This is a genomic window from Hoeflea ulvae (assembly GCF_026619435.1).
Lineage (GTDB): Bacteria > Pseudomonadota > Alphaproteobacteria > Rhizobiales > Rhizobiaceae > Hoeflea > Hoeflea ulvae.
Genome location: NZ_JAOVZQ010000001.1, coordinates 2,692,439 through 2,706,573, shown reverse-complemented (window position 1 = coordinate 2,706,573; position 14,135 = coordinate 2,692,439). Strand labels below are relative to the sequence as shown.

6 protein-coding genes are annotated in these 14,135 nt (G+C 63.5%); all 6 read left to right on the top strand.

The features are described 5' to 3' along the window. The first annotated feature begins 54 nt into the window (after nt 1-54). The 6 genes from OEG82_RS12830 to OEG82_RS12805 all read left to right on the top strand — a co-directional run bounded on the left by OEG82_RS12830 (nt 55) and on the right by OEG82_RS12805 (nt 14,126). Nucleotides 55-492 (top strand): hypothetical protein, encoded by a 438-nt coding sequence (locus OEG82_RS12830; RefSeq protein ID WP_267612818.1) that lies wholly within the window; start codon nt 55-57, stop codon nt 490-492. 73 nt (nt 493-565) lie between these two features. Beyond that, nucleotides 566-1,543 carry a hypothetical protein gene (locus OEG82_RS12825; RefSeq protein ID WP_267612817.1) on the top strand — a complete coding sequence of 326 codons (978 nt, stop codon included), beginning with the start codon at nt 566-568 and terminating at the stop codon, nt 1,541-1,543. A 71-nt stretch (nt 1,544-1,614) separates the two neighbouring features. Beyond that, on the top strand, nt 1,615-2,850 hold the full coding sequence (locus OEG82_RS12820; RefSeq protein WP_267612816.1) for a hypothetical protein: 1,236 nt from the start codon (nt 1,615-1,617) through the stop codon (nt 2,848-2,850). 27 nt (nt 2,851-2,877) lie between these two features. After that, nucleotides 2,878-6,678, top strand: coding sequence for a DUF6603 domain-containing protein (locus OEG82_RS12815; RefSeq protein ID WP_267612815.1), 3,801 nt, complete (start codon nt 2,878-2,880; stop codon nt 6,676-6,678). Between the two features lie 20 nt (nt 6,679-6,698). Beyond that, nucleotides 6,699-9,317 (top strand): hypothetical protein, encoded by a 2,619-nt coding sequence (locus tag OEG82_RS12810; protein ID WP_267612814.1) that lies wholly within the window; start codon nt 6,699-6,701, stop codon nt 9,315-9,317. Between the two features lie 9 nt (nt 9,318-9,326). Further along, nucleotides 9,327-14,126 (top strand): hypothetical protein, encoded by a 4,800-nt coding sequence (locus OEG82_RS12805; RefSeq protein ID WP_267612813.1) that lies wholly within the window; start codon nt 9,327-9,329, stop codon nt 14,124-14,126. Nucleotides 14,127-14,135 lie beyond the last annotated feature (9 nt).

Genomic DNA, 14,135 nt, shown 5'->3' with positions numbered 1-14,135 from the left:
CGGCGCGCAGATGCCCCGGTCTCCATCAATTTCACGTCGAAAGGGACAACCCAAATGACAGGCAAAGCTGGCTTACCAAACCTTACGATGCCGGGCGCGATAGACGCCGACGCCCTGGCCGGCAGCGATGCTCCCGACACCTATACGGCCAAGACCAAATTCGTGGGAGCCGACACGGTCGCGACAATGCAATTCAGTCTGCTCTGCGGCGATCTGCCTGCAGGCTCCGAGGTCGCCTTTCAGTTCACCGAACCCAACACGGGCGGGTCGGGGTTCGTGAACCCCATCGTTTTGCCCTGGACCAAATTGCCGCCACCTGCGGGCGGAAAGAACGGCGACATGGTCCCTCAGTTTACTGCCGGGCTGACGACCAGGGTGAACGCGAACTACGATTCGGAAGTCATCTACCAGTATCGGTCCAACGGTTATCCGGCCCTTCCCGGGATGAGTATCACCATGCAGGCGGTTTTTGTTGCATCGGGAGAATCATAGCCGCCCGCGCTGAACCATCGGGCGCGCCACCGGCCCGGACTCCATCAAATTCATGTCGAAAGGGATACCCCAAATGACACCGTATCTAGGCATTTTCCTTCGTGATCAGCTGGATCAGATCAACACCCTGCCCCGCAGCGAGGTTGACGACACCAGTTCGCCCGACATCATCAATTCGGGCCTGACCGAAGCCAAGAACCCGCAAGTCGCCTTCGGCCAGAGCTACACCAAATATGTTGGCGAGGATCTCAACTACGGCAAGACCAACCACATCTACGTGCGCGGAAAGAACTATGCCAGCCGCCAGGTGGTGGGCAGCGCCACCTTGTACTGGGCCTACAAGACCAAGCTTTCGGATCCGTCCAGCTGGCAGCAGCTGGTCACCGACAGCGGCGCCAATTCGTCACCGCTGGCGGCGGACGAGGACGGCGTCGCCGTGACCGGCACCCCGTTTGTCTGGGCGCCGATCACGCCATCGTCCGGCAATCCCTATATCCTGATCGCCGTGGTGTCTGACCCGAACAATCCCGATCCGGTGGCCGACTACATGCAGTCGATCCATCCGCAGCCATTTGACCAGTGGCAATCCGAGCAGGGCGGTGTTGCCGCGCTGCAGATGGCGGTGCCGACTCCGCCCGAGACCAAGCCGACCTACAGCTTTACCGGCCTGATGGTTCTCGACAACGGCGCCGAGCAGAAGCTCAACTTCACGCTGATGATCAATGACGGGGTTGTGGGCGACCACATTTCCTGTTCGTTCGACCAGAACGATGCCAGCGGCAACCCGATGGGTATCGGCAGCACGCAGATCACCCAGTCCGATATGGAAGTCGGGTTCCAGGCGACGGTGGATACCGGGTTCACGGCCCATGCGACCTTCGAATATTCGGCCGCAGACACCACCGCCCCGCCGCATCCGACCCTGACCTTGCAGGTCGGCAAGATTGTCAGTTCCGGCGGCGGCGGCGATGATCCGTTCGGCCCCGGCGGCGGCAATGACAAGCTGGTGGTCGTCGCGCAATATGTCATGACCACCCAGACCCCAAGCTGATCCGGACCGCGCCCAGGGCACCTGCCCTGGGCGCGGTTGTTTTTTGGTCCGCCGCCCGGCCGGGAGATGACATGCTACTGACCAGTGATCACTACACCGCAGCCCGCGGCTTTCTGACGGGACCGAACATCACCGCCGTCGGACAGAAGACGCTGAACGCCTCGGTCATGCTCAGAGGCGCCGCCGGACAGGCGACATTTACCGGCTCGGCCGCGATTCTGGGCACAGGAATCGAGGTCCGTTACAGCGGCGGCAAATGGACGCCGACCACGACCCAGTTCACCGTGATCATGACCAGCAAACATTCGCTCTATGTCCAAGGCAATGGCGGCACGATTCCCGTCGCGGACGGCGCCGCCAAATGGGAGCAGGACCTGGTGGCCGGTTTCAAGGCCATCAATATCTTTTATTCCAATAGCGGCACGAATGCCTTTGGCAGCAACCTGACCCAGTCCGCCGCGATCGACCATGTGGTGCCGATCTTCGAGGAAAATATCGGTGTCGCCACCAAGATGATCCAGATCCCGGACAGCGCCAGCTCCGATGGCACGGCGTTTCAACTGGTCAATCTGACCGGCACGACCACCGCCGACGGCAGCGGCATCGTCAAGGGAACCGGCGGAATATCGCCCAGCGACGAGGCTACTGCCTGGACCTATGACGTGATGATCCTGCTGTCCAAGGATCCCACGCTTTACACCTTTGCCAGCACCGCCGGCAATTGCGATTACCAGGCAGGCGCCACCCGGGACCAGCTGACGAAGCTTCTCACTGCGCAATATTCCGCACGCACCCGCTGGCAGGGTCTGGTGCCGGCGCTCAATCGCGAACACATGCAGATCACCCAGACCGGGTTCGGCAAGGTGACCGAGCAGCTGCTTCCCAAGAGTGCCACAAGCGGTGACAAAATCACCCTGCCCACAGGAGAAAAGGCCGGCGCCCAATATGAAAGACTGCAATACAAGCTGAGTGTCCCCACCGGCCAGATGGAGGTGGACACCTATTATTCCGAGGTGCCCGGCGGCTCGGGCAACCTGATCCTGCCGAACACACATGGTTTCATCCTCGAGTGTGACGGCGGCAACAACTCCACCAATTCGGGCGACAGCGGCGGCGGCGTGTTCGTCTTTCCCAAAGCGCCAACCGCGCCTTCGACCCGTGCCTGTCTGATCGGTGTCACCACCGGCTCGGCAGTGTCCACAAAGCGATCCGAAGCCGCCGGCATGTGGGATTTCGACAACAATGTCGTCACCTCGCTGGGCCTGTATTACGACAAACTCTTTGATCTGAGGTTCCAGAATGTCTGAGCCAGCCAGGGCAGCGGGGAGCACCCGATGAGCGACACGATCACCATCACCCAGGAGGAAATCGGCGCCGAGGCCTTCACCATCGCGCAGCTGATCGGTCTGCTCGACGCTTCCGGAGCGCTGCAGATCGAGTGGTTCGAAAACCCCGCCGCAGCGCTCGAGGCCGCACCTGGGCGGGTCGAGGCACTGGTCGAAACGCTGCATTACGTTCTCGGGCCGAAGGCCGATGTCAACGAACCGGTGTTTGCCGGCGCGGAGTGGTATGCCATCCCCAACCCCTCCTCCAGCGGCGGCGAAACCGGCTTTTACGCGGTACTTCCGCCCGCGCAACCGCAGGACGGCAACCTGGGCGCAGGCTACGAGCACCAGTTCGCCATCGGCAATCTGACGATCAATTTCTATGCCTATATCCCGCTGTTCGAGCTGATCAACGGCGGCACGCCGAAATTCACCCTTTTCGGCGACAATGCCAAATCGGCCAAGGTCGGCATCGACATCAGTTCGTCCGCCCCGCTTCAGGCCGACGGCGATGTGCCGTTTACCAATTTCGTCGTCGAGGGGGATTTCTGCCTGGGCGGCGGCAACGACCTGTTCTCGCTGAAGATCGAATTCTCCGACGACCAGACCGTGCTGAACACGTATCACACTGTCACCGATTTCGTGAACGCGGCCACCACCGGCGACCGCATCGGCGAAATGCTGGTGCAGGGCGCGGCCTATTGGCTGTCGAAATATATCGGATCATCGCCGCGCACCATTGGCGATGTGATGGTGGCCGCCAACATGATGGGCCTGTCGACCAGCGACACCGGGCAGAAATATTACCACTACGATCCCGATGCGCTCAAACTGATCAGCACCAATCCGCTGCAGGCCGCCGAAAACATCACCTTTGCCCTGCTGGGCGCGTTGGCGGATGATGAAAAGCCGCTGGTGCCGCTGAAGGGAGGCGGCATCTGGGCGGCCTATCTCGCTCCCGACGGGGCGACGGATCCGACCACCGAAGGCGATTACGGCCTGCGGCTGATGATTCCCGACATCGCCATTGCGCTGGGCAGCGGCCCGACGTCGCCGACACTGCATCTGCGCATGGGGACCTGGTTTACCGGCGAGGGCAGCGATGCCGACGGCTGGGTCAACAAGATCATCGGCGGCGCAAGCCCGCTCAAGCCGGGCATGTCGGTGTTTGCGCTGCATTATGACGGCACCAATGCCAGTTTCGCCCCCAGTTTCGAACTGGTCTCGCTCGGCTTCGATCTGACAGGTGCGGCCAATGCGCCGTTGTTCGAGACCAAGGGCGTGTCGCTGGGTGCGGCGGAAATGCGGATGTATCTCAACCAGCCCGCCGACTGGCAGTTCGGTTTCGGCGCGCGCGTCGACGACGTGGCCATTCCGCTGGGCACGAATTTCGGCAGCGTCTCGCAGGTGGACGGCAATGATGTGGCGTCCAACCTGCTGGCCTCGGGGTCCACCGACGAGGGCCAGCCCGGCGGCGATGCGGCCACTGGCAAGACCGACGCGATCAATCCCAATTTCTCGCTCGAAGGCGCCTATGTCAGCGGTGCGGTGGCCGATGAAAGCTGGTTCGTCGAATTGCTGCCACCGGACGGCCAGTCGGGCGACATCGTGTGGTTCCCGGTCAACAAGCAGCTCGGACCGCTCGATTGCGAGAAGATCGGGCTGGGCTGGAACCAGAAGGACGTCATGCTCGACGTGGTGTTCGACGGCGGCGTGGCGCTGGCCGGGCTGGCCGTGGTGCTCGACGAATTGTCGGTCGGCATTCCGCTGGCCCATCCCACCACGCTGTCCGATTATGCGCTCGACCTCAAGGGACTGCTCGTCTCCTATGAGGGCGGCGGTGTTGAAATCGCCGGCGGCCTGCTCAAATCGGGCAGCGGCGACACGCTGGAGTATGATGGCGAGGCGGTGCTCAAATTCGGCAAGTTCGGCCTTGGCGCACTGGGCAGCTACGCCACCCTGCCCGGCGGCGGCACCAGCCTGTTCATCTTCGCCTTCCTTGACGCCCCGCTGGGCGGGCTGCCTTCCTTCTTTGTCACCGGGCTTGCCGCCGGATTTGGCTATAACCGGCAATTGATCCCGCCGCCGATGGACCAGGTGCAGGATTTTCCGCTGGTCAAGGCGATGTCCGACCCGGCAGCGCTTGGCATCAAGCCGGGCCAGACGCCCGATCTCGATACGGTGCTGGGCACCATCAAGACGTCGGTTCCCCCCTCGCGCGGCAGCTACTGGCTGGCCGCCGGGGTGAACTTCACCACCTACGAGATCCTCAAGTCGAGCGCGCTGGTGGCGGTGGAATTCGGCAACGAGTTCGAGATCCTCATTCTCGGCCTGTCGACCGCCAAGCTGCCGCAGATCGGCCCCACCTATGCCGAGGTCCAGCTGGCGCTCGAGGTCCTGTTTGCGCCCAGCGAAGGGATCTTCAAGGCCTCGGCGATGCTGACGCCCGCCAGCTTCGTCATCGACCCGGCCTGCAAGCTCACCGGCGGCTTTGCCTTTTTCGCCTGGTTCCACCCTTCCGACCATGCGGGCGATTTCGTCGTCACCGTCGGCGGCTATCATCCCGCCTTCGACAAGCCGGACTGGTATCCCGACGTGCCGCGCGTCGGCTTCAACTGGAATGTCTCGGACGTGCTGTCGATCAGCGGCGGCGCCTATTTTGCCCTGACCCCGTCCTGCGTGATGGCCGGCGGCGACCTGCAGGTGCTGTTCCACACCGGCCCGATCAAGGCCTGGTTCACGGCCTATGCGGATATGCTGATCTCGTGGAAGCCGTTCTATTTCCAGGCCTCGATCGGCGTGTCAATCGGCTGTTCGGTGACGGTGCACCTGCTGTTCATCCACGGCACCATCAAGGTCGAGGTCGGCGCCGACCTGTCGCTGTGGGGACCGCCCACCGGCGGCAAGGTTCGCGTTCATTTGTGGGTGTGCTCCTTCACCATCGGCTTCGGCGACGATCACGGCGCCGTCAAGACGGTCACCGACTGGCAGGGTTTCCAGCAGATGCTGCCCGGCGGCGACAGCACCTCCAGCGCCCCTGCTCCGGTGCAGTCGAACATGCATGCCGCACTCGACGCGGCACCGGCCAGCGGCGCGGTGGTTTGCCAGATCTTCTCCAATTCCGGCATCATCTCGACCATCGAGGAGGCCGACAAGACCAAGACCTGGGTGGTAAATCCGTCGGAATTTGCCTTCTCGGTCTCCACCACCATCCCGGCAACGGCGGTGAAGGTGAATGACGGCACTGTCGAGCTTGATGTGGCGAACGACTATTTCGTTGCGGCGCGTCCGATGGGGGTCGACAATCTCGACACCGGGCTGACCATCACCATCACCGGCGATCATGACGCCGACTGGGAAGGCGTGATCGACAAGCAGGATGTTCCGGAGGCGATCTGGGGCAGACCGCTGGCGCCTGGCGCCACCCCCACCGCCAGCGCAACGCTGTTGCCCGGACGCGTGGTCGGGCTCAACGACATCGTCCCCGAACCGCATGTGCCCGAAGGCCCGCCCACCATCGAGATCGCCACTGCCTTCACCGATGTGCCGGTGGTGCCGGTGCCCTACCCGACGCTGCCGCTCAGCCAGACGCCGCAGACCCGGGGCGCGGTCCCTGCTCCGGGCAATGCCTTTGCCAGCCTGGCGCAGATCAACAGCGATCCGGCGGCAGCCGCACGGGCCGATTTCTTCGCAGCCTTTGACCAGCTCGGCGTTTTTGCCGGCAGCAATGGCGACATGTCCGAAATGGCAGCTGATCCGTACCAGGCCTATCGCGACGAACCCATGCTCGGCAGCCCGCTGGCCGCCTGACCGGAGAAAGAGACAGCGCCATGACAAGCCCCAAAGTCACAGCCGGAACGCTCGAACCCGGGCAAATCCAGTTCTATGACAATCTGGTTCCGCGCCTGCATGACGGCTCTTTCACGATCACCGTGTCGCAGACAGTGACCGGCGCCACCAATGACACCTACAGCGCCAACCAGAAATTCGACGTCAACGGACCGCGCTTCAGCATCGACGGCAATCTGGTGCAGGCCCAGTTTCCGCCATCCACCCATACCGGCCGTTTCGAGGAGCAACTGCCCCATATCGTGCTGAAGAAGCCCGCCCTGCCCTGGGAACGCTTCCTCAATCCCGACGATCCCAACGCGCCCTGGATGGGGGTCATCCTGCTCAGCGCCGGCACCGGCGCGGCGGCCACGGCGAGCCTGTCGGGCGGCGGCGTTTCCGCGGTGACGCTGACCAGTCCCGGCGCCGGCTACGAGATCGCTCCCAATATCAGCTTTCAGGGCGGCGGCGGAACGGGCGCGCGCGCCATGGCCACCGTCGACAGCAGCGGTGCGGTTGTCGGCATCACCGTCACCGCGCCCGGAAGCGGCTACACCTCAGAACCCACCGTCAAGATCGGCACCACCACCAATGCGGTGACGGCCACCGTCGGCGATCTGCTTGATCCCGGCAATGATTCTTCCGGCACGCCGATCGCACATACCGGGCTGGAGCTGAATCCCGATTTCGACAAGACCACCGATTTGTGCCAGATCATCGACATTCCGACCTCGGTCTTTTCCATGGTGACGCCGGTCTATGATCCCGCCAACGGCACCGACGAATTGCAGTTTTCCGCCCATGTCCGCCAGGTCGATACCGGCGACAAGTCCCCGCAGGGCATGAAACCGGCCAATGGCTGGTTTTCTGTGCTGATCGCAAAACGTTTTCCGCAGGCGCCGGGACGCGTGCCCAACCGGCTGATTGCGCATCTGGTGAGCTTCGAGGGCTTTGCCGACAAGATGACCGGTTCGCCCGACTGGGGCGGCGCACAGATGGTGCGGCTGAATTCGCTGGTGAGCTGGACCTTTACCTGCCTGCCGGCCATCGGCGAAACCTTTGCCGAATTGATGCGCGACCTGATGACCACCGAGGACAATACCGAGTACCTGCTGCGCCCGCGCTACAGGCAGCCCGGCGCGACACTCGACGGCACCGCCGCGAAAGCGCAGGAAACGCTGGAGCTGGGCTATCTGCCGATGCCCTACCAGACCCGGCAGGGAGAACACAGCTTCGCCTTCTACCGGGGACCGCTGAGCCCGGTGGTGCCTCCGGTGTTCGACGACACCCCGCCGCTGAACTCGCCTTCGGCCTCGGTGATCTACAATCCCGACTGGGGCCTTTTCGACCAGTCCTATGCCGTCGCATTCCAGACCGGGCGCCTGATGGCGCTGTCCAACCGCACCTTCGGCTCCAACCTGCTGCAATGGCGCCGCGAGGGCCACCAGATGACCAATATCCTGGTCAACCGGCTGACGCCGTCCGCCGTGAACGCGCTGATGCAGGACAGGAGCGGTGTGGCGGTCAAGGCCCGCGCCGTGCTGGAAGCCGATGTCGTCAGCGACGGGCTGATGGCTTGGCTGGTGGGCGACCTTGCCAGCAAGGTTGCCCCCAGACTGGCAGCTTCCAGCCCGCCGCCCGATGACCTCTGGGCCGGCTTCACCGCCGACAAGGTTTCCGATCCGGATGACGTGATCGCCGAATTGCAGGGATCGCTGACAAATCCCGACATGCAGCATCTGCTGCAGGATCTCGGCGGCTGGGACCGCAACAGCCGCAGCTTCACCGACACCCGTTTCCAGAACATCTGTGAATGGCTTGCCGAACTGGCGCTGCTGGAAAACATGCCGTTCAACAACCTCGTGCCCACCGCATCAATGCTGCCGGCCGGATCGATCCGCTTTTTCTACATCGACCGCAACATCATCCATGCGCTGATTGACGGCGCCATGTCGGTCGCCGGCCAGAGCTCGCGCGACACGCTTTATTTCTCGATCATGCGCGACGTGATCCGCGACGCGGTCTATTCGATCCTGCACCAGGTGCGGCAAAAGGTGATGGGCAAGATGGTGACGCCGCCCAGCCGGCTTGACCAGCCGATCTCGGGCTTCCTGTTGCGCTCGGCAGCCGTTTCGGGCTGGCCGGGGCTCGAGGTCAAGGGATTTCGCACGGTCGACACGAGCGGCGACATGCCGGAGGGCAAGGGCCAGATCCCGCTGCTGCGAATGGCGCATCTGAACAAGGACATCCTGCTGGTTCTTTTCCCCGAGATCCCCGCCTGGGTGCAGATCGCCGAGCCCAAGGAGGGACTGGCCTTCGGCATCGAGGATGGCGCCGGGGCGAACAAGGCGCCGGTCTGGGTGCGGCACCTGATCGGCAACAATGTCGGCGGGCAGTTTGGCACCGACCCTGCCACGGATGCGGTGGACGCCAGCCCGGCGATCAATGCGAGCAATGGAACGATCGACCTGCTGCAGATGCGCAGCCTGCTCGCCGCCAATCCCGGCCTGGCCGGAGAATTGCCGCTGAAAACCTATTCCAAGGGCACGCTGAGCCCGGGTGATTTCGCATTGCAGATGGTCAAGTTGCCCGAACGCATGATTTTTCAGGCCCAAAGCTGAGGATGGACAATGGCTCTTCCCGACATCTCTGAAAGCCTTCTGGTGCCGATGAACATTCAGGCGGCGGTGGTCAATGATCCGGTCCTGGCCGGCGTCGCCTTCACCGACGGCGCCTATAATTACAACAATCTCACCGACTATCTGAGCCCGGCGCCGACACCGTTCAACGACACCGGCAGCCCGCCGGCCAAGGGCGTGCACCTGCACTGGGAACTTCCCGCCGCCTTTCGCCACGGCACGCAGGCCGATGATAAATCCCAGCCGGAATATCCGCTGGTGCCCAATCGCTGGCTGGTGTTGCGCTACTGGCCCGGGCACAGCACCGCGAGACGGCAGGTCAAGGCCTGGGTGCTGCTCAGCGATCATCTCGGCGACGACGGCAGCAATTCCTATGTCCAGCCATCGGGCGCCCAGCAGGGCCAGCCCACCCGGCTGGGCAAGGTTGTCTCGCTGGGCGATTTCCACGAACCCGACAACGCGCTATTCCTGCAGGCCATTGCACCGGGCAACACCGAATTCTCGGCCTACCGCCCAAATGTCGAAAACGTCTTTTCGTTGACCGATGACGCCACCGACAATGACGGCAACCCGCTGCTGACCGGCCCCAACCAGACCGTGATGTTGAGCTACCTCGTGGTCGGATGGTTTTCCGATCCAACCCACGACCCGCTGCATGGGCTCACCAGTGCGGCCGACTGGGCAGCTCAGATGAGTGCGATGGAGTGGATCACCACCCCGTTTCCCTTTGCCACCGCAGGCGCATCACCGCCACAAAAGGCCTTTGCGCTCAAGGGCTATGGCGATGTGTCGGGGCAGTTTCCAAAAGGCCAGTCGCTGACGGTGACAGGGTCTTCCGACAATGACGGCAGCTATGTGATCGCCGATGATCCGGTCTACGACCCGAGCTATGACCACCTGACGATCCCGGTGGACAAGGCGATGGCGTCCGCCACCGCCGATGGCTATATCCTGCCGCCCGGCCCGGCCATTGTCTGGCCCACCACAACACTCACCCATGGCCTGATCTACAATCTGGCCTGGCAGAACGACACCATGCCCGAGCGGCCCAATTCCTCGCCGCAGGAGATCGCCCGGAACGTCAAGCTGGCGGTGGGCAACAGTTCGACCGACGCTCTTGCTGCGATGATCGTGGCCGAAGCCATATCGGAGGAAGGCGCCACCCCGGCGCAGGCTGCCGCCAAGGCCCGTGCGCTGGAGGCCTTCCAGACCAACATGCTGGCAACCTTGAACAGTCCCGACGGAGATGCGCAACTCAACATCAAGCTGCGCGACCAGTGGTTTGCCCAGGAGGATGGCGGCGTGTTCTGGTCGCTGACCGCCAATTCCGCGGTCAATCCCCAGGCCACGGCCAATGCCGCACAGCAAACCTGGCTCGCCGATCTGAATTATTTCCAGCAGGGTCATGACCGCGAAACCCGCATCCTGATCACCATGCAGGAACGGCTCTATATGGACTGGTGGCGCGTACAGCGCATCAACAGCGGCTATGTGCCGCCCAATCTCAGCCAGATCTGGTCGCGCATTGAGCCGACAATCACCCAGGCCCTGCCCGAGGAGGCGGCCGAGGTGCAGGCGCAGCAGGCCATTGTCGACAGCTGGGCAGCCCGGATTTCCGCACTGCTCGCCGCACCCCCGAGCTATGTCCAGGATGGCGTCACCATCGCTATCCAGACCCCGCAAAATCCCGTGCCGGCGAAGGCTCTGGAACTCAAGGCCTCGCGGATGGACCGGTTTTTCAAACCCAACGACCCGGTGCTGCTGATCAGCGGACTTGGAGCCAGCCATGCGCAGAACGGCCCGGACCAGAGCGGCCAGACAGTGGCGCGCTGCCGGCTGGGCGCCGATCACATTTCCGCGCTGACGGTGACCACCGCCACGGATCCCGACACCATCACGCTCGACAGCGTCGCGGCTCTGACCACGCCGCCCGGCAGCACCGCGCTGCCCGCCGGGGTGGAAAACGGCGCCACCGTGCTGGGGGCCGAGGCGCTGTTGCTCGATCCCGACAATGGCGACCTGATCGCCACGGTTGCCACGGCCAGCGCCGGCGAGATCACGGCCGCGATCCGCGCGGGCACCGATTACACCGGGCAGGCTCCGGTGGACTGGTCGGCAGTGGCCTGGCTGCAGGCCTGGTCGCCGCTCTATATGGAATGGAAGATCAAATACTATCCCACCGTCACCGCGCCGGTGATCGAGGCCGGCAACGGGCCGCAATGGAGTTTTGACCGCGCCAACTGGAGTTTCAACGGCATCGATTACGTCTGGACCGGTGGCGATGTCACCAATCCGTTCGTGGGCCCGGCCGCAAGCGGCCATGCGATAACGGCCTCCGGTTCGGCCAACAAGACCATCACACTGGGAAATGCCGGCGATCTGAGCTTCCGCTTCGTCGACGGATCGCAGTTCACGGTTTCCGGGTCGGGCGCGCTCAACGGCAATTACACGGTGGCCAGCATTGCCACCAGCGGCAATGATTTCATTATCACGACCAACGAACCGGTGGCGGACAATGGCGGTACCGGCACGGCCACGCCGAAGGTGCTGTCCGGGGCGCAGATCACCTATGGCGGGCGCACTTTCCTCACGCCGCAGGCGACCTATAATTTCCGCAACCGGCTGGAACAGTTCATCCAGACCCAGCATCAGGCCGGCCACCAGACCCCGGCGCTCGACAATGCCGTCCATCTGCTCGATATCATCGGCGGGGCCCGCTATGACATCCAGGCGGCGAGCGCAGCCAACCGCTCCTTCACCATTCTCAGCAGCATCGATCTCGGGCACCTGTTTGCTGCGGGATCCACCTGCAATGTCGCCGAGGCCAAGGCCAATGACGGCAGCTATACCGTCGTGTCGACCAGTTTCGACGAGGACAGCGAGAATTTTGTCGTGGTGGTTGTCGAGCCGGTCACCGACGCCGGCATTGACGGGGTCCTGGTGCCGACGCCGACCGAATGGGACCTGCTGTCGCAATCCGTGTCGGGCCTGACCGATCAGCTGATCATGCGCAGCATCGAACCCAATGCCATGGCCCAGGGGCCGGTGGGCGCGGGAGATGCGGCCGCCAGCAGCTATGACGCGCTGGTGGGGGATGTTTCGCAGGAGGTGCCGGAATTGACCATGGGCGACTCGGTGCTCCCGGCCGGCGGCACGCCCGCACCCTATTTCTTTCCGATCCGTGGCGGGTTCTTTGCGCTGACCGCGCTCGAACTGGTCGATCGCTTCGGCCAGAAGATCAACCTGATGTATGCCAACAACAACGGACAGTTCGCCAATCCCGACAAGCTGTGGGAGACCTTCAGTCCGCTGCGCAGCCGCTGGCTGGCGACGTCACCCGACACCAAGGTCTCGAACCCGCAACGCCTGTTGCGGCTGCCGCCGCGCAGTGCTGCGGGCGAACGGCTCGATTTTGTCCTGGTGTCCGCGCCCGACAAGGCAAACGGACCATCGCCGGATTGTGTCGACATAGATCTGGTCGGAGGCGCGAACCCGGTCTGCGGCTGGGTCCTGCCCAACCACCTCGACCAGGGGCTGCTGATCTACAACGCCAATGGAGACTCGCTTGGCGAGCTGGCGCTCAGTCATCGTGCCGGGGGCGTGCTCGAGGTTGTCTGGTTCCCCACTCCGGAGGCCGCAAATCCGATCATCGACCCGACCGATCCCGACACCGGTATTCCCAACCAGTATATGCGCGCCTTCGTGGCAGGCATCCTGAACCAGCCCGACGCCACCCGCGGCCAGGCCTTTGCCAATTTCCTGACCGCAATCGACTCGACGCTCTGGGCCATCGACCCGCTGGGCGGACGTTCGGACCAGAACCTGTCGGTGCTGGTCGGCCGGCCGCTGGGTCTGGTGCGGGCGCGTCTCAAGCTGATGGTTCATGGCCTGGCGCCTGTCGACGAAAGCACACAATATGTCCTGCCGACCATGCTGCCGATCAGTGCCGGCGACCCGGTCAGCAACACGATTGCCCTGACCAGCACCGACGCCTCGGTGCAATATTACGCCGATCTCGGCATCTTCGCCCGCGGCATCACCCTTAACATCCGCGGCAGCGGCGGCGCCGACGGGGCCTACACCATCGCGGCTGCGAGCTATGCAGGCGACACGATCACGCTGTCCCTGCTCGAGCCGCTGCCTGCCAGCATCACCACCGGCAATGCCGTCATGCGTCCCGCCAGCGGAACGCTGACCACCACGCCCTTCACCCTGCGGCTCGGCCGCGCCGATCTGTTTGATGACGGCCTGATCGGCTATTTCGCCCATGAAGATTACGCAAGGTTCAACAATATCCACATGCCGTCCGGCATCCCCGATGCGGGTTATCTCGATCCGGTCGGCAAAGGCAATTACCTCAGCCTCAGCCCCTTTTCCGAGCGGGGCTGCCCGCCGCCCGCCAGCGATCCGGCACCGGTGCCCGAACCGGGATCGGAATTCGTCACCATGCTGGTCGATCCGCGCGCCAGCGTGCATGCCAGCACCGGAATCCTGCCGACACAGACCCTGACCCTGCCGCCGGTGTTTTACGAAGGTCCGCTGGCGCGGCTGGAGCTGAGCTTCCGCGCCGGGCCGGTGATCGTGGATACCTCCGCGGTGCGGATGCCGCGCCCGTCGGAGCAGTCGGGCACCTGGTCCTGGGTGCAGAAGAACAGCACCGGCAACGGGACCGACGCATGGCAGGAGGACCCGATCACCCCCTCATCCAAACAGGCGCGCCTGCCGCGCATGCCGCAGGAGCTGCGCGATGGCTGGATGAAGCTGACCGACCACGATTTCAACACGGACTGAGACCATGAC